This is a genomic window from Streptomyces anulatus (assembly GCF_000721175.1).
Classification (GTDB): domain Bacteria; phylum Actinomycetota; class Actinomycetes; order Streptomycetales; family Streptomycetaceae; genus Streptomyces; species Streptomyces anulatus_C.
In genome coordinates this window covers 24,443-40,166 of sequence record NZ_JOEZ01000022.1, presented here as the reverse complement: position 1 = coordinate 40,166, position 15,724 = coordinate 24,443, and the positions used below count along the sequence as shown (strand labels likewise).

The following is a 15,724-nucleotide window of genomic DNA, read 5'->3' as shown; positions in this document are numbered from 1 at the left end:
GGGCGCTCGACGCCCCACCGGAGGATTTCCATGAATCGCGCCACCGTGGTGCGAGCGGTGCTGGCCGTCGCCGTTCTGCTCGTCTCCGTCTACGTCACCCTGACCATGTCGCCCAGACTCGGACTCGATCTCCAGGGCGGTACCCGTATCGTGCTCCAGGCCCGGGACACCGCCACCGTCCAGGCGGACCGGGAGACCACCGACCGCACCCTGGAGGTGCTGCGGCAGCGCGTCGACTCGCTGGGCGTCTCCGAACCGACCCTGACCCGTTCCGGCGAGGACCGGATCATCGTCGAACTGCCCGACGTCCAGGATCCGCGCCAGGCCGCCGAGGTGATCGGCCGGACGGCCCAGCTCACCTTCCACGCGGTCGAAGGCCCGGCGGCCGAGAAGCCGGACGAGGAGACCGGCCCCGACCCCGGCTCCGACCGGCTGACCCTTCCCGACGAGCAGGGCCGCATCCTCGCTCTCGGCGCCGCCCGGCTCTCCGGCGCGGGCGTCGAGGACGCCACCGCCGGGTTCGACGCGCAGGGCGGGGCGGGCTGGAGCGTGTCGCTCGAATTCCGGAAGGACGCCGGCCAGGACTGGAAGCGGCTGACCGGCGAGGCCGCCTGCCACCCCGCCGGGGACGACCGGCGGAGGGTGGCCATCGTCCTCGACGAGAAGGTCATCTCCTCGCCGCAGGTCGACCCCTCGGTCGGGTGCCGGGCCGGACTGCCGTCCGGGGCCACCCAGATCACCGGCTCGTTCAGCGCGGACGAGGCCCGTGACCTGGCGCTGCTCATCAAGGGCGGGGCCCTGCCCGTGCCCGTCGAGATCGTCGAGCAGCGGACCGTCGGCCCGACGCTCGGCGCGGCGGCCATCGACGCGAGCGCCCGGGCGGCCCTCATCGGAGCAGCCGCCACCGCGCTCTTCGTCACCTTCGTCTACCGCCTCTTCGGTGCGCTGGCCGCCGTGGCGCTGGCCGCGTACGGCGTGATCTCCTACGCCGCGCTCATCGCCCTCGGCGTCACGCTGACCCTCCCCGGGCTCGCCGGGTTCGTCCTCGCGATCGGGATGGCGGTCGACGCGAACGTCCTGGTCTTCGAACGGGCCAGGGAGGAGTGCGCCGAACGGCCGAAGCGCTCCCTGCGCTCCGCGCTGACCACCGGGTTCAAGAAGGCGTGGAGCGCGGTCGCCGACTCCAACGCGACCACGCTGATCGCGGCCGGACTGCTGTTCTTCCTGGGCTCGGGTCCGGTCAAGGGCTTCGGGGTCACCCTCGCCATCGGGGTCGTCGCCTCGATGTTCTCCGCGCTGGTCATCGCCCGCGCGCTCACCGAGATCGCCGCGAACTCCCGCTTCGTCAGCGACTACCGGAGCGTCAACGGCATCGCGCGCCCCGGCGCCGTACGGACCTGGCTGGTCCGCAAGGACCCGCGGCTCTTCCGGAAACCGGTCCGCTGGCTCGTCGTCTCGGCGGCCATGGTCGCCGTCGCGCTGGCCGGGATCGTGGTGCGCGGGGTCGACCTGGGCGTCGAGTTCACCGGGGGCCGGCTGGTGGAGTACTCCACCAGCCGGCCGGTCGACGTCGAAACGGCCCGGGACACGCTCGCGGCCGCGGGGTTCGGCGACGCCGAGGTCACCACGGCGGGCGACGGCGACCTGTCCGTACGCACCGGGAAGCTCGACAACGACGGCGAACACGCCCTGCGGACCGCCCTCGCGGAGGAGGGCGGTGAGACGACGAAGGTACGTGACGAGCTGATCGGCCCGAGCCTCGGCGACGAACTGCGGCGCAACGCGCTGATCGCCCTGGCGGTCGCGGTGGCCGTGCAGCTGGCCTACCTGGCGGTCCGGTTCCGCTGGACGTTCGCCGTGGCCTCCGTCGGCGCCATGGTGCACGACGTGATCCTCGTGGTGGGGGCCTTCGCCTGGCTGGGGCGGCCGGTGGACGGCATCTTCCTGGCCGCCCTGCTCACCGTCATCGGCTACTCGGTCAACGACTCGGTGGTGGTCTTCGACCGGGTACGGGAGCTGTGGGGGGCGAACCGGCGGACTCCGCTGGACACGATCGCCCGCCGGGCCGTCCCCCAGACCGTTCCGCGCACGGTGAACACCGGGATGGGCGCCCTGTTCATCCTGGCCGCCCTCGCGGTGCTGGGCGGCGATTCGCTCGCCGACTTCGCGCTCGCGCTGCTCATCGGCGTCTGCGTCGGCACCTGGTCCTCGGTGTTCACCGCCGTACCCGGGGCGCTCGCCCTGGAGCGGACCGCCAAGGTGCCGCCGCCCGCACCGGGGAAGGGGAAGGGCACGGCGCGCGGGCGTCCCGGTGCGTCCCGGCGCGACCCGCTCGACAACGGAGCCCGCGTCTGAGGTGGTTCCGAGGTGATCAGGACGGGACGTGGGCGTGCAGATAGGCGGCCGTCTCCCGGTCGGCGGGGAGGAACGTCTCGATGGCCAGCTCGGCCACCGTCACGTCCATCGGCGTGTTGAACGTCGCGATCGACGACACGAACGACAGGATCCGGCCCCCGTGTTCGAGCAGCATCGGCAGCGCGAACGCGGAGGGCCGCTCCCGCTCCGTACCGCCCGTCCGGTGGGCGTGGTCCATGCCGCCCGTCCGGTGGGCGTGGTCCATGCCGCCCGTCCGGTGGGAGCGGCCCACGCCGCCCTCCGGGTCGGTGCGATCCGTGCCGTCCGCCCGCGCGGGGACCGGATAGGCGGCCACCTCGTCGTACAGCTCACGCAGCTCGGGCGAGCGTACGAGGGCGATCTGACGGTCCATCTGCGCCAGCAGGTCCGCCCGCCACTCCGGGAGGTTCACGATCCGCGGGGCGAGCCCCTCCGGGTGGAGGGTGAGCCGCATGGCGTTCACCGGCGGGGTCAGCAGCTTCTCCGGCACCCCTTCCAGCAGCAGCGCGATGCCCCGGTTGGCGGCCACCACCCCGTAGGTGCCGTCCACCACGAGCGCCGGATACGGTTCGTACGCCGTGAGCAGCCGGTCGAGACCCTCGCGCAGGGAGGCCATCGCAGGGTCGTCGAGGGGCGTCTGCGCGTAGCGGGGCGCGTAACCCGCGACCACGAGCAGCGCGTTGCGCTCCCGGACCGGGACGTCCAGCTGCTCGGCCAGCCGCAGGACCATGTCCTCGCTGGGCCGGGAGCGGCCCGTCTCGATGAACGAGATGTGGCGGGCGGAGGAGTCCGCGCGCAGGGCCAGTTCCAGCTGGCTGATACGCCGCTGCTCCCGCCAGTCGCGCAGCAGTGGCCCTACTCCCGTGTCGGGCAGGACAGTCGTCATGCCAAGACCGTAACGTCACCGGCGGGCCGGGGCCGCCCCGGCCCGTACCGGTGACGCACGCGCCGATCCACCGAGACGTGCGCCACGCGCACCCACGCCACCGAGACCCACGCCACCGAGACCCACGGGAGCCGTTCCATGAGCGCTGAGCCGCTGTCGCCGACCGAGATCGACCGCCGGCTGGAGAGCCTGCCCGGCTGGGCGCTGGAGGGGGACCGGATCACCCGGACCTTCCGCCTCCCCTCCCACTTCGCCGCCGCCGCGCTGACGGTCCACATCGCGCGGATCCAGGACGAGCTGAACCACCACTCCGACCTGACGCTCGGGTACGACACGGTGTCCCTCTCCGTCCACACGCACGACGCGGGAGGCGCGGTCACCGAGAAGGACCTCGCGCTCGCCGCCCGGGTGACGGCCGCCGCCCCGGCCCACGGAGCCGCGTAGTCCGCTCAGGACACCGTGCCGAACCTCGGGTGCGCGCCGAGCCACCGCGCGTAGCCCGGGCTGCGCGAGACCGCTTCCGCGTACGCCGCGCGGGTCGCCCCGGCCACCGTCCCCGCCGCGGCGTCCGCGGCGGGGGAGTGCGGGTGCCAGCCCACCAGATGACGCCAGCTGAGCGGCGCGCCGGCCAGCGGCCTGGTCACCACGCCGGGCGTCGGCGGGAACGTCGCCCGGCACAGGCCTATCGCCCGCCCCACCTGCACCAGATGGACGACGGATGAGGTGTCCGTCTCGTACACCGACACCGGGGCGAAGCCCGACCGTGCGCAGGCCGCGGTGAAGCAGTCGGCGAAGCAGCCGTCACCCGGCACGTCCGCCCAGCACTCGTCCGCGAGCGCGGCCAGGTCCAGTTCCGCTTCGCCGGCCAGGGCGTGGCCCTCCGGCAGCATCACGAAGACCGGGTCCACCCCGACGACCTCCCAGACCAGCCGGTCCGCCAGCGGCGGCGGGCTCTCGCCGCACGTACCGATCAGCGCGAAGTCCAGCCGTCCGTCGATCACCAGCGAGGCGATCTCGGACACCGACCACGAGGTGTACGTCGACACCGGCACCGACGGGTGCGCGGCGGCCATCCGGTCCACCAGACCGCCGAGCAGCGGACCGTGCGTGCCGCCCAGCCGGAACCGGTCCAGCGACCCCGTGGCATTGGCGAACCGCACGGCCTCCGCCTGGAGTTCACTGACCGCGGGCAGCACCACCCGGGCCCGCTCCAGCACCAGCTCGCCGAGCGGGGTGGCACGCGCTCCGGTGTGGTCGCGGTCGAAGAGCGTGCCGCCCAAGGCCTTCTCGATCCGCCGCAGCTGAGCGCTGAGAGCGGGCTGGGCAAGCCCCAGCGTGGCGGCGGCCTTGGTGAGGCTGCCCGTGTCGGCTATGGCACGGACCGTTCGCAGATGGCGCAACTCCAGCTCCATAAGGGCAAGTTATGGCCCCGGGAGCACCCCGGCAATATGTGTGCTCCGCCTACCGTTCGGTCGGTGTACACGAGGCGTATTCCGTCGTGCCCGGCGGCGGGGAACGGCATCCCGGTTCAGCCCTGCCAGGCGCCGTCCCCGGCGGCCTCACGGGCGAACGCGCCGAAGTCCTTCGGCTCCCGTCCCAGGACCCGCTTCACCTCGTCCGTCGTCCCCGTGTTGTGGCCGTCCAGCAGCGTCGCGAACAGCTCGGCCAGGAAACCCGCCTCCGGACCCGGCACCCCGAAGTCCTCCAGCAGCGACGCGTACGCGGGTCCCGTCACCGGCACGTACCGCACCGGCCGGCCCGCGGCCCGGCCCAGCTCCTCGGCCGCCTGTGCGAACGTCAGGCTCCGGGGGCCCGTCAGCTCGTACACCGCCCCCGCGTGCCCGTCCCCGGTCAGCGCGGCCACCACCACGTCGGCCAGGTCGTCGAGGTCGAGGAACGGTTCCGCCGTGGTGCCCCCGGGGAACAGCAGCTCGCCGCCGAGCACACCGTCCAGCAGCGCGCCCTCGCTGAAGTTCTGCGCGAAGAACGCCGACCGGACGACCGTGAGCTCCACCGCCCCGGCCACTCCTTCCGCCCCGCCTGCTCCGGCAGCCTCGCGCAAGGCTTCCTCGGCGACGGCCGCCTGCGGTTCGCCGCGCCCCGACAGCAGCACCACCCGGCGCACCCCGCACTCCGCCGCGGTCCGCCCGAAGGCGGCCATCGCCTCCGCCGCCCCGGGCACCGCCAGATCCGGGTAGTACGCCACGTACGCGGCCTGTACGCCGTGCAACGCGGCCGCCCAACCCGAGTCGTCCTGCCAGTCGAACGGCACCTTGCCCGTGCGGGAACCCGAGCGGACCGGCACTCCGAGGGCCGTCAGCCGCTCCGCCACCCGACGGCCGGTCTTGCCCGTGCCACTCGTCACCAGAACCGTTCCCACGGCCTGCCCCCCGTTTCGCCCGTATCCTTGGCTGTTGCTGTTGCTGTTGCTGTTGCTGTTGCGGTCGTTCCGTCGCGTGTACGCGTTCTCCGTCATGGCTCCAGACTCCCGGGCCCGCGACCACCCGGACATGCTTCAAAGACTCAGGCACCTACTCCACCGTCCACGCGTCTACGCTGGCGGCCATGGACGCTCTCGCCGGACTCCTGGACGGACCTCGGGCCAGGGGCGCCTTTCTGCTCCGCATGGTGATGGAGCCGCCCTGGGCGATACGGGTCGAGGACCGGGCGCCGATCTGCCTCATGTCGGTCCGGCGCGGCACGGCCTGCGTCGTCCCGCCCGGCGGAGGCGAACCGGTCCGGCTCGGCCCCGGGGACATCGCGGTGGTCCGCGGCCCCGATCCGTACACCGTCGCCGACGCACCCGGTACGACGCCCCACGCGCTCGTCGGACCCGGCGGCGTCTGCACCACGCTGCACGGCCGGCCGCTCTCCCAGGACATGGTGCTGAACGTACGGACCTGGGGAAACGCGGCCGAGGGAGCTACGGCGGTCCTCGTCGGCACCTACCTGCTGGACGGCGAGATCAACCGCCGTCTGCTGGACGCCGTGCCCCCGCTGCTCACGGTCCCCGCCGACGCGCGGACCCGGCCGCTGCTGGACCTGCTCGACGCGGAGATCGCCCAGGACGAGCCGGGCCAGAGCGTCGTTCTGGACCGGCTGCTGGACCTGCTGCTGATCGCCGTGCTCCGCGCCTGGTTCGCCCGGCCCGGGGCCGACGCCCCCGCCTGGTACCGCGCGATGGGCGACCCGGTCGTGGGCACGGCGCTGCGGCTGCTCCGGCACGACCCGGCACACCCCTGGACCGTCGCCTCGCTCGCCGCCCGCGCCGGGGTGTCCCGGGCCGGTCTCGCCCGGCGGTTCACCGAACTGGTCGGGGAGCCGCCGATGGCGTACCTCACCGGCCGGCGGCTCGCCGTCGCGGCCGACCTGCTGCGCGAGAGCGACGCCACGGTGGAGGCCGTGGCCCGGAAGGTCGGCTACAGCACCCCTTTCGCGTTCAGCAGCGCGTTCAAGCGGGTCAGGGGAGTCAGCCCGCAGGAGTACCGCGCCGACCCGCCGGGAGACCACCTCGATTTGCCGGACCGGCAACGAAGCTTGCCGAGCGGCGGCGCTCAGGGGAGGCTGCCCCCATGAGCAGCCACGCCGGTCACGGCCCCCACGACGCACACGCATCCGCCACCCCCGTACAGGCCCGTGTTCACGCCCATGCCCATGCCCATGCGCACGGAGCAGGGGGCGACCCGGCGACGGACATCGACTGGGACGTCCTGGGCCCCCTGCTGGAGCAGGAGGCCGAACTCAACGGCGCGCAGTACGAGGAGGCGGCCCGCTGGATCGCCGCCCTGCCCACCGCGCCGAAGGTCCGCCGGGTCCTGGACATCGGCAGCGGTCCCGGCGTCGTCTCCTGCCTGCTGGCCGAGGTCTTCCCGGAGGCCGAGGTGGTGGCCGTGGACGCCACGCCCGCTCTCCTGGAACGCGCCGAGAACCGCGCGCGACGCCTCGGCGTGATCGACCGCTTCCAGACCCTGGAGGCCGAACTCCCCGAAGACCTCGACCGGTTGGGCGAGGCCGACCTGATCTGGGCAGGCAACTCCCTGCATCACCTGGGCGACCAGCGCGCCGCGCTGGCCGGTTTCGCCGAGCTCCTGCGGCCCGGCGGCACGGTCGCGCTCGTCGAGGGCGGACTGCCCACCCGGCGGCTGCCCCGGGACATCGGCATCGGACAGCCCGGACTGGAGGCCCGGATGGGCGCGGCCGCCGCCACACGCTTCGAGCACATGCGGTCCGAGCTCCCGGGCGCGAAGCGGGAGACCGAGGACTGGAGCGCGCTCTTCACCGCGGTCGGCCTCATCCCGCAGGGCACCCGCAGTTTCCTCCTCGACCTGCCCGCCCCGCTCGGCCCAACCGCCCGCGACCATGTCGTCGCGAGCATCACCCGCGAGCGGGAGGTGCTCGGCGACCTGCTGACGGCCGAGGACGGTGCCGTACTGGACCGCCTGCTGGACCCCGAGGACCCCGAGGGCCTTCACCACCGCCCCGACGTCCACCTGCTCACCGCCCGCACGGTGCACCTGGGCCGGCGCGACCAGGGGACGTCCGGCGGTTCTGTCGCTACGCGACGCGGGTGAGGAAGAAGTCCCGGACGTCCTCGGCGAACAGCTCCGGCACCTCCATCGCCGCGAAGTGACCGCCCCGGTCGAACTCCGACCAGTGCCTGATGTCGTACAGCCGCTCGGCCAGCGGTCGCACCGACTGGGTGATGTCGTGCGCGAACACCGCCACGCCGAGCGGTACCGTGCACGGCTCGGTCCGCCGCGGTGCCTCGCGGTGCAGCCGCGCCGAGGAGGCCGCGGTGGCGGTCAGCCAGTACAGCGAGACGTCGGTGAGCATCCGCTCGTCACCGATCTGCGAGCGGGGGTCCGTCCACTGGGCGAAGCGCTCGGCGATCCAGGCCAGCTGGCCGACCGGCGAGTCGGTCAGCGCGTAGCCGATGGTCTGCGGGGTGGTGGCCTGCAGGGCCTGGTACGGCGGGCGACTCGCCATCAGCCGCTTGATCTTGTCCAGCCGGGCCTCCTCCACCGCGGACAGTTCGACGCCGGCGTCCGGGTCCGGCCTGGTCGGCAGGTAGTTGACGTGCACTCCGACCACCTGCTCGGGGGCCACCGCGCCGAGCGCCGTCGAGATGCCCGAGCCGAAGTCGCCGCCCTGCGCGCCGTAACGCTCGTACCCGAGGCGGCGCATGAGCTCGGCCCAGGCCCGTGCGATCCGGACCGTGTCCCAGCCGCGCTCGTGGGTCGGCCCGGAGAAGCCGTAGCCCGGGATGGACGGGATCACCAGGTGGAAGTCGCGCGCCAGCGGCCCGATCACGTCGAGGAACTCCAGGAACGAACCGGGCCAGCCGTGGGTGAGTACCAGCGCGAGCGCGTCCGGTTCCGGGGACCGGACGTGGACGAAATGGATGTTCTGGCCGTCGATCTCGGTGGTGAAGTGCGGAAGCTCGTTGAGCTCGGCCTCGTGTGCGCGCCAGTCGTATCCGGTACGCCAGTGGTCGGCCAGTTCCTTGAGCCGCGCCAGCGGGAAGCCGTAGTCCCACCCGGCGTCGGCGAGCTCGTTGGGCCAGCGGGTGCGGGAGAGCCGGTCGTTGAGGTCGTCGAGGTCGGCCTGAGGGATGTCGATGCGGAACGGTCTGATCATGGTCGTGACTCCAGGGCTACGAGGTCGGTGATCCCATGACGGTCGACGTGGTCCATGGCCCTCACCATATCGTTGGTCACGCCAACATTGGGAGGGCCCACCATATGCCTGATCGTGGGTGTGGCCAACAAATTTGCTAGGTTGCCTCCGTGGAGATCGCAGAGGGAACGCCGCCGCAGCGGCTGCGCGCACTGCCGAGCAGGCTGGCCAACCAGGCGGCGCTGGCCGCCAACCGGATCGTGGACCAAGCGCTCGGCCAGGCCGGCGTCCGGCGCTACCACTACTCCCTGCTCGCCGCGTCGGAGGAGTACGGCCCGTCCAGCCAGGCCGCCCTCGGCCGCCGCACCGGCATCGACCGCAGCGACATGGTGGCGACCGTCAACGACCTCGCCGAAAGGGAACTCATCGAGCGCGCCCCCGACCCGGCGGACCGCCGACGCAACATCATCAGCATCACCCCGGCGGGCCGCGGGGAACTCACCCACCTCGACCGGCTGCTCGCCGCCGCCCAGGACGAGTTCCTCGCCCCGCTGCCCGCAGCCGACCGGCGGAACCTGATCGACCTGCTCACCCGCGTCGTCGACCATCACGCCGGCAAGCACGACTGAACCTGCCGTAGGGGCGGCGGGCGTCCGGAGAGCGGGTGGCCCAGGCGCCACCTACTCCGTCGGCTCCAACTGCCACCACTGGAAGGGAGAGTCGGTGTCCTCCCACTGCTGAATCGTGCCCCCGTCCTCGGTGGAACGGTCCGCGACCTCCATGACGAGCCCGCTGACGAAACTCACCAGCCTCACCGTCCCGGGCGCCTCCGCGTGCTGCTCGATCAGCCACTCCTGGGCGCCGAAGTTGTTGGCCTTCCACTGCTGGATCCGGGTGCCGTTCTCCGTGCCGGCGTCCGCCACGTCCAGCCGCTTTCCGCTGTGCCCGTTGACCAGGTGGAAGAGGGCCGCGCCCTCGTGCACCGGGGACAGCCGCCACACCTGCGCGGCCGTCCCGTCGTCCTCGCCCTGCTGGACCCGGGCCCCGCTGCCCTTGGCCGCGGCGTACACCTCCAGCAACAGCCGGCTGCCGACGTTGCGCAGACGGTACGGGCCCGCCTCGACGACGGGCGCGAGTTCGCCGCTCATGTTCCTTGTCTCCCCGGTTGACGTGTGCAATGCCGCTGGACACCGGCCGACGACGGCGCCCCCACCGGAACTCAGGAACCCGGTGGGGGCGCCGTCGTCGGCCGAGGGCTGAGAGCCTGTCGGGCGGCCACGCCCTGGCACGCACGCTTCCGGCGTCGCCGAAAGGCCCTGGTGGCTCCGCTACGAGGACCTCTCGGAGCCTGGGAACCGCACGCACCGGACCGCGTCGTCTTTCCGGTCGAAGGCCACCCGGCAGGCTCTCAGGCGCCGACGTTGAACTCCGCCGGGTCGGGGCCGAGCCGCTTGCCCTCCTCCAGGGCCGCGAACGCGGCGAGGTCGTCGGCGTCCAGCTCGAAGCCGAACACGTCGAGGTTCTCCTTGATCCGCGACGGGGTCACGGACTTCGGGATCACGATGTTGCCGGTCTGCAGATGCCAGCGCAGCACCGCCTGGGCGGGCGTACGGCCGTGCTTCTGGGCGATGGCGACAACCGTCGGCACCTTCAGCAGGCCCTTGCCCTGGCCCAGCGGCGACCACGCCTCGGTGGCGATGCCGTGATCGGCGTGGAAGGCGCGGGCCTCGGCCTGCTGGAGCTGCGGATGCAGCTCGATCTGGTTGACGGCCGGGACCACGGAGGTCTCGGCGAGCAGCCGCTTCAGGTGCTCGGGGTGGAAGTTCGACACGCCGATGGCCTTCGCGCGGCCGTCGGCGAGGATCTTCTCGAACGCCCTGTACGTGTCGGTGTACGCGTCCTTCGCCGGGACCGGCCAGTGGATCAGGTACAGGTCGACGTAGTCCAGGCCGAGCTTGTCCAGCGAGGCGTCGAAGGCGCGCAGGGCGCGGTCGTGGCCCTGCTCGCTGTTCCACAGCTTCGTGGTGACGAAGAGCTCGTCGCGGGCGACGCCGGAGGCGGCGATGGCCTTGCCGGTGCCGGTCTCGTTCTCGTAGATCGCGGCGGTGTCGATGCTCCGGTACCCGGTCTCGATGGCCGTGGCGACCGCCTTCTCCGCCTCGTCGTCCGGCACCTGCCAGACACCGAAACCGAGCTGCGGCATGTCGAGGCCGTTGTTGAGGGGGATGGAGGGGACCTGGCTCACAAGCGGTCGATCCTAACGTCGTCGGTTGGTGACTCCCCACGACAACGACCGGACGGGCCCAGGCATTCCCGCCCCGGGCGCCCCGCCGGACCGGCCGCCCGCCCCGCCGCCGGGTCAGTGGTACAGCGCGTCGACCTCGACCGCGTACGCCGTCTCGATCGCCTTGCGCTTCAGCTTCAGCGAGGGCGTCAGCAGCCCCAGTTCCTCGGTGAACGGATGGGCCAGGATCCGGAACGTGCGGATCGACTCGGCCTGGGACACCGCCGTGTTGGCGGCCACCACCGCCCGGCGGACCTCCATCTCCAGGTCCGGGTCCCGCACCAGGTCGGCCGGGCCGAGCGGGGTGCGGCCCTGCATCGACAGCCAGTGGTCCACGGACTCCTGGTCGACGGTGACCAGCGCCGCGATGTACGGGCGGTCGTTGCCGACGACGATGCACTGCGCCACCAGCGGATGCGCCCGTACGCGTTCCTCCAGGCCGGCCGGGGAGACGCTCTTGCCGCCGGACGTCACCAGGATCTCCTTCTTCCGCCCGGTGATCGTCAGATAGCCGTCCTCGTCCAGCGCACCGAGGTCCCCGGTCGCCAGCCAGCCGTCCTGCAGCACCGCCCGGGTGGCCGCGGGATTGCCCAGATAGCCGGAGAACACGTTCGGCCCGTGCACCCACACCTCGCCGTCGTCCGCGATGTGCACCGACGTCCCCGGAATGGGCTGCCCGACCGTCCCGTACCGGGTGCGCTCGGGAGGGTTCGCCGTCGCCGCCGCGGTCGACTCGGTCAGCCCGTACCCCTCGAAGACGCTCACCCCGGCGCCCGCGAAGAACAGCCCGAGCCGGCGGTCCATGCCCGAGCCGCCCGACATCGCGTGCCGCACCCGGCCGCCCATCGCGTCGCGGACCTTCTTGTAGACGACCTTGTCGAAGAACTGATGCTGCATCCGCAGCCCGGCCGAAGGGCCCGGCCCGTCCCCGAACGCCTTCTGCTCCATGGCTTCGGCGTACTTCACCGCGATGTCGACGGCCTTGTCGAACGGACCGGCCCTGCCCTCCGCCTCGGCCTTGCGCCGGGCCCCGTTGAACACCTTCTCGAAGATGTACGGCACCGCCAGGATGAACGTCGGCCGGAACGTCATCAGGTCCGGCATCAGCGCGTTCGCGGACAGCTCCGGCTGATGGCCGAGCTTGACCCGGCCACGGACCGCGGCGATCTCGACCATCCGCCCGAAGACATGGGCAAGCGGCAGGAAGAGGAGCGTGGCCGCCTCGTCGCCGGGCTTGGAATGGAACACCGGCTCCCAGCGCGTGACCATCGTGTCGCTCTCGAACATGAAGCTCGCATGGGTGATCACACACCCCTTGGGGCGGCCCGTCGTCCCCGAGGTGTAGATGACGGTCGCCACGGAATCGGGCGTCACCGCGCGCCGGTGCCGGTGCACCACCTCGTCGTCGATGTTCGCGCCCGCCCCGACCAGCTCGTCCACCGCTCCGGCGTCCAGCTGCCACAGCCGCTTCAGACGCGGCAGCCGGTCGATCACCGATCCGACGGTCATCGCGTGGTCCTCGTGCTCGACCATCACCGCCACGACCTCGGCGTCGTGCAGCATCCACAGGACCTGCTCGGCGGAGGAGGTCGGGTAGATCGGCACCGACTGGGCCCCGACGGTCCAGAGCGCGAAGTCGAAGAGCGTCCACTCGTAGCGCGTACGGGACATCAGCGCGACCCGGTCGCCGAACCGCACCCCGTGCGCGATCAGTCCCCTGGCCAGGGCCAGCACGGCATCGCGGAAGTCCGCAGAGGTCACATCACGCCACTGGCCCCCGGTGTCCTTGCGGCCGAGCGCGACGCGGTGCGGATCGGCCTCCGCGTAGTCGAAGACCACATCGGCCAGACCGCCGACCTGAGGCGCCGCCGCCATGGGTGGGACAGTGAAATCGCGCAATGACATGCTCCTAACGGCGCTCCGCACAGCGCCGCGACGCTACCCCAACCGGGGACCCGGCGGGAGGGCCCCGGGCCTCCGCACACCATGCCGTCCGCACAGGTCAAGCGTTGAAATCCGGCCAGATGGGCAAGGCTCGGGCGTCCGGCCGGTCCAGTTCTGACGGAGGGGTAAGCGGCTCGCGCCGGAATCTCCACCGAATCCGCCCGCTGCGACCACTGCCTACGAACCCGCCCCGCGGCCGGTCCCGCGGTGCAGCCGGTCGCCGCCCGCCAGGATCGCGGAGGCCAGCGCGTCGGCCGCCTCCTGGGCCGCGCCCCGGCGGTTCCCGTGCAGCAGGACGAAGTCGACGCCGCCGAGCTCCGGCAGCCCCGTCCTGGCCGGAACCGGCACCAGACCCGGCGGGAGAGTGAGCGACGGCCTGGTGCCCGGCGGATACCCGGGGCGGTGACCGGAGAGGGGACCGCCCCGGACCTCAGGGTCGCGGGTCCGCCGGCTCCAGCGCGATCCGGTGCTCACCGGCGTACACGTTCATCGACGGGCCGCGCAGGAAGCCGACCAGCGTCAGTCCGCTCTCCGCCGCCAGGTCCACCGCCAGCGAGGACGGCGCCGAGACCGCCGCGAGTACCGGGATCCCCGCCATCACGGCCTTCTGCGCCAGCTCGAACGAGGCCCGGCCCGACACCAGCAGAACGGCCCGCGACAGGGGCAGCCGGTGGTCGGTGAGCGCCCGGCCCACCAGTTTGTCGATCGCGTTGTGCCGGCCGACGTCCTCGCGGATGTCCAGCAGCTCGCCCTCCTCGGAGAACAGCGCGGCGGCGTGCAGGCCGCCCGTCCGGTCGAACACCCGCTGCGCGGCGCGCAACCGGTCCGGGAGGGCCGACAGCAGCTCCGGGGTGACCCGCACCGGGGGAGTGTCGGCCACGGGGTGCCGGGTCGTGGTGCGCACCGCGTCCAGGCTGGCCTTGCCGCACAGGCCGCACGAGGAGGTGGTGTAGACGTTCCGCTCCAGTGTGATGTCGGGGACCTCGACCCCGGGCGCGAGCCTCACGTCCACCACGTTGTAGCTGTTCGCGCCGTCCGCCGTCGCCCCGGCGCAGTAGACGATCGACTGCACCTCGTCCCCTTCGGCGATCACCCCCTCGCTGACCAGGAAGCCCGCGGCCAGCGCGAAGTCGTCGCCCGGCGTGCGCATGGTGATGGCCAGCGGCCGGCCGTTCAGACGGATCTCCAGCGGTTCCTCCGCCACCAGGGTGTCCGCGCGGGAGGAGACGGCACCGTCCCGGATGCGGAGGGTGCGGCGGCGTTCGGTGACCCGTCCCATGATGGTGAACCCGATTCTGTCCGTGTGCGGCGGCTTCCGTCCGGATGCGGAAGCCGGAACCTGACCCCGTCATTGTCCGGCACCGCACCGACGTGTCGCAGCTGCCGGCTCAGCACGCTGACCAGGCAGTTGTCAAGGCTCCAACGTGTGGGCCGGATTCCTGTGGGATCACGTGCCCCCGTACCCGGCGGTAGCGACCAAGACTGGATGTTTCCTGCCCTACCCGACGATGGGAACCCGTATGACCGGCTCGCGTGTCGTGGCGCTCGGCCACTACCAGCCCGCCAAGGTGCTCACCAACGACGACCTGGCGGCCATGGTCGACACGAGCGACGAGTGGATCACCAGCCGGGTCGGTATCAAGACCCGCCATGTGGGTGGCCCCGACGAGCCGGTGGACGAGATGGCCGCGCACGCGGCAGCCAAGGCGCTGGCCACGGCGGGGCTGGTGCCCGCGGACATCGATCTGGTCCTCGTGGCCACCTCCACCGCGATCGACCGGTCCCCGAGCATGGCGGCACGGGTCGCGGCGCGGCTCGGCATGGGTTCGCCCGCCGTGATGGACATCAACGTGGTGTGCTCCGGCTTCACGCACGCGCTGGCCACCGCCGACCACGCGATCCGGGCCGGTGCGGCCACCCGGGCGCTGGTCATCGGCGCCGACAAGATGGCCGACATCGCGGACTGGACCGACCGCAGCACCTGCGTCCTGCTCGGCGACGGCGCGGGCGCCGCGGTCGTCACCGCCGACCCGGCCGCCCCCGACACCCCGGACGGTCCCGGCATCGGACCGGTGCTGTGGGGTTCCGTGCCGGAGATGGGCAACGCGGTCCGCATCGAGGGCACGCCGCCGCGGTTCGCGCAGGAGGGGCAGTCCGTCTACCGTTGGGCCACCACCCAGCTCCCCCCGATCGCCCGCCAGGTCTGCGAGAAGGCCGGCATCGCCCCGGAGGACCTGGCCGCCGTCGTCCTGCACCAGGCCAATCTGCGGATCATCGAGCCGGTCGCCCGCAAGATCGGCGCGGTCAACGCCGTCATCGCGCGGGACGTCGTGGACTCCGGCAACACCTCGGCCGCCTCCATCCCGATGGCCCTCTCCAAGCTGGTCGAACGCGGGGAGGTCGCCTCCGGCGCGCCCGTCCTGCTCTTCGGGTTCGGCGGGAACCTCTCCTACGCGGGCCAGGTCATCCGCTGCCCCTGACCGCGGCTCCCCACCGCGGCCCCTGACCGCTTCCCCGGGCCTTCCCCGCATCTTTGTCCTGGGTGTGGAGAAAGTTGGGGCCGATTCCTGCGCAACTTCTTCCCACTCCGTGAAAGCGCT

The 15,724-nt window shown here is 72.4% G+C and carries 14 protein-coding genes and 1 pseudogene; 6 read left to right on the top strand and 9 right to left on the bottom strand.

Annotation, left to right across the window (positions count from 1 at the left end):
• The first annotated feature begins 30 nt into the window (after nucleotides 1-30).
• On the top strand, nucleotides 31-2,355 hold the full coding sequence (secD, locus tag IG90_RS0125240; RefSeq protein WP_030588871.1) for a protein translocase subunit SecD: 2,325 nt from the start codon (nucleotides 31-33) through the stop codon (nucleotides 2,353-2,355).
• Nucleotides 2,356-2,371: 16 nt separating this feature from the next.
• Here secD and IG90_RS0125235 read toward each other — a convergent pair whose 3' ends face one another.
• Nucleotides 2,372-3,280, bottom strand: coding sequence for a helix-turn-helix domain-containing protein (locus tag IG90_RS0125235; RefSeq protein WP_030588868.1), 909 nt, complete (start codon nucleotides 3,278-3,280; stop codon nucleotides 2,372-2,374).
• Between the two features lie 138 nt (nucleotides 3,281-3,418).
• On the opposite strand from IG90_RS0125235, the gene IG90_RS0125230 reads away from it, so the two are divergent.
• Entirely contained in the window at nucleotides 3,419-3,724 is a 306-nt protein-coding gene (locus IG90_RS0125230; protein ID WP_030588865.1) for a 4a-hydroxytetrahydrobiopterin dehydratase, read from the top strand.
• Between the two features lie 5 nt (nucleotides 3,725-3,729).
• Here IG90_RS0125230 and IG90_RS0125225 read toward each other — a convergent pair whose 3' ends face one another.
• The gene (locus IG90_RS0125225; RefSeq protein ID WP_030588861.1) at nucleotides 3,730-4,692 is read right to left on the bottom strand and encodes a LysR family transcriptional regulator; all 963 of its coding nucleotides are present in this window, start codon (nucleotides 4,690-4,692) and stop codon (nucleotides 3,730-3,732) included.
• Between the two features lie 116 nt (nucleotides 4,693-4,808).
• Entirely contained in the window at nucleotides 4,809-5,756 is a 948-nt protein-coding gene (locus IG90_RS0125220; RefSeq protein ID WP_030588859.1) for a Rossmann-fold NAD(P)-binding domain-containing protein, read from the bottom strand.
• Nucleotides 5,757-5,845: 89 nt separating this feature from the next.
• Between IG90_RS0125220 and IG90_RS0125215 the strand changes: the two genes are divergently transcribed.
• Nucleotides 5,846-6,856 carry an AraC family transcriptional regulator gene (locus IG90_RS0125215; protein WP_030588856.1) on the top strand — a complete coding sequence of 337 codons (1,011 nt, stop codon included), beginning with the start codon at nucleotides 5,846-5,848 and terminating at the stop codon, nucleotides 6,854-6,856.
• Nucleotides 6,853-7,851: a class I SAM-dependent methyltransferase gene (locus IG90_RS0125210; protein ID WP_078585396.1), complete on the top strand. Its 999-nt coding sequence runs from the start codon at nucleotides 6,853-6,855 to the stop codon at nucleotides 7,849-7,851. Before IG90_RS0125215 ends, IG90_RS0125210 begins: the two co-directional genes overlap by 4 nt.
• On the opposite strand, the gene IG90_RS0125205 is transcribed toward IG90_RS0125210, so the two are convergent.
• Nucleotides 7,835-8,917 (bottom strand): epoxide hydrolase family protein, encoded by a 1,083-nt coding sequence (locus IG90_RS0125205; RefSeq protein ID WP_030588851.1) that lies wholly within the window; start codon nucleotides 8,915-8,917, stop codon nucleotides 7,835-7,837. The genes IG90_RS0125210 and IG90_RS0125205 overlap by 17 nt on opposite strands.
• A 149-nt stretch (nucleotides 8,918-9,066) precedes the next feature.
• On the opposite strand from IG90_RS0125205, the gene IG90_RS0125200 reads away from it, so the two are divergent.
• The gene (locus IG90_RS0125200) at nucleotides 9,067-9,525 is read left to right on the top strand and encodes a MarR family winged helix-turn-helix transcriptional regulator (RefSeq protein WP_030588849.1); all 459 of its coding nucleotides are present in this window, start codon (nucleotides 9,067-9,069) and stop codon (nucleotides 9,523-9,525) included.
• Between the two features lie 51 nt (nucleotides 9,526-9,576).
• On the opposite strand, the gene IG90_RS0125195 is transcribed toward IG90_RS0125200, so the two are convergent.
• The 5 genes and pseudogenes from IG90_RS0125195 to fdhD all read right to left on the bottom strand — a co-directional run bounded on the left by IG90_RS0125195 (nucleotide 9,577) and on the right by fdhD (nucleotide 14,403).
• Entirely contained in the window at nucleotides 9,577-10,044 is a 468-nt protein-coding gene (locus tag IG90_RS0125195) for an RICIN domain-containing protein (protein WP_030588846.1), read from the bottom strand.
• A gap of 260 nt (nucleotides 10,045-10,304) precedes the next feature.
• The gene (locus IG90_RS0125190; RefSeq protein ID WP_030588843.1) at nucleotides 10,305-11,141 is read right to left on the bottom strand and encodes an aldo/keto reductase; all 837 of its coding nucleotides are present in this window, start codon (nucleotides 11,139-11,141) and stop codon (nucleotides 10,305-10,307) included.
• Nucleotides 11,142-11,255: 114 nt separating this feature from the next.
• Nucleotides 11,256-13,055 carry an AMP-dependent synthetase/ligase gene (locus tag IG90_RS0125185; protein WP_030588840.1) on the bottom strand — a complete coding sequence of 600 codons (1,800 nt, stop codon included), beginning with the start codon at nucleotides 13,053-13,055 and terminating at the stop codon, nucleotides 11,256-11,258.
• A gap of 246 nt (nucleotides 13,056-13,301) precedes the next feature.
• Nucleotides 13,302-13,487 (bottom strand): annotated as a pseudogene (locus IG90_RS42415) (LysR family transcriptional regulator); the annotation flags it as partial.
• Between the two features lie 67 nt (nucleotides 13,488-13,554).
• On the bottom strand, nucleotides 13,555-14,403 hold the full coding sequence (gene fdhD / locus IG90_RS0125175) for a formate dehydrogenase accessory sulfurtransferase FdhD (RefSeq protein ID WP_030588834.1): 849 nt from the start codon (nucleotides 14,401-14,403) through the stop codon (nucleotides 13,555-13,557).
• 241 nt (nucleotides 14,404-14,644) lie between these two features.
• On the opposite strand from fdhD, the gene IG90_RS0125170 reads away from it, so the two are divergent.
• The gene (locus tag IG90_RS0125170) at nucleotides 14,645-15,604 is read left to right on the top strand and encodes a beta-ketoacyl-ACP synthase III (protein ID WP_030588829.1); all 960 of its coding nucleotides are present in this window, start codon (nucleotides 14,645-14,647) and stop codon (nucleotides 15,602-15,604) included.
• Nucleotides 15,605-15,724: the final 120 nt, after the last annotated feature.

What these genes read in the sequence shown, in the direction of transcription:
- secD (WP_030588871.1), top strand. Translation starts at nt 31, where the DNA reads ATGAATCGCGCCACCGTGGTGCGAGCGGTGCTGGCCGTCGCCGTTCTG.
- IG90_RS0125235 (WP_030588868.1), bottom strand. Translation starts at nt 3,280, where the DNA reads ATGACGACTGTCCTGCCCGACACGGGAGTAGGGCCACTGCTGCGCGAC.
- IG90_RS0125230 (WP_030588865.1), top strand. Translation starts at nt 3,419, where the DNA reads ATGAGCGCTGAGCCGCTGTCGCCGACCGAGATCGACCGCCGGCTGGAG.
- IG90_RS0125225 (WP_030588861.1), bottom strand. Translation starts at nt 4,692, where the DNA reads ATGGAGCTGGAGTTGCGCCATCTGCGAACGGTCCGTGCCATAGCCGAC.
- IG90_RS0125220 (WP_030588859.1), bottom strand. Translation starts at nt 5,756, where the DNA reads ATGACGGAGAACGCGTACACGCGACGGAACGACCGCAACAGCAACAGC.
- IG90_RS0125215 (WP_030588856.1), top strand. Translation starts at nt 5,846, where the DNA reads ATGGACGCTCTCGCCGGACTCCTGGACGGACCTCGGGCCAGGGGCGCC.
- IG90_RS0125210 (WP_078585396.1), top strand. Translation starts at nt 6,853, where the DNA reads ATGAGCAGCCACGCCGGTCACGGCCCCCACGACGCACACGCATCCGCC.
- IG90_RS0125205 (WP_030588851.1), bottom strand. Translation starts at nt 8,917, where the DNA reads ATGATCAGACCGTTCCGCATCGACATCCCTCAGGCCGACCTCGACGAC.
- IG90_RS0125195 (WP_030588846.1), bottom strand. Translation starts at nt 10,044, where the DNA reads ATGAGCGGCGAACTCGCGCCCGTCGTCGAGGCGGGCCCGTACCGTCTG.
- IG90_RS0125185 (WP_030588840.1), bottom strand. Translation starts at nt 13,055, where the DNA reads ATGGCGGCGGCGCCTCAGGTCGGCGGTCTGGCCGATGTGGTCTTCGAC.
- fdhD (WP_030588834.1), bottom strand. Translation starts at nt 14,403, where the DNA reads ATGGGACGGGTCACCGAACGCCGCCGCACCCTCCGCATCCGGGACGGT.
- IG90_RS0125170 (WP_030588829.1), top strand. Translation starts at nt 14,645, where the DNA reads ATGACCGGCTCGCGTGTCGTGGCGCTCGGCCACTACCAGCCCGCCAAG.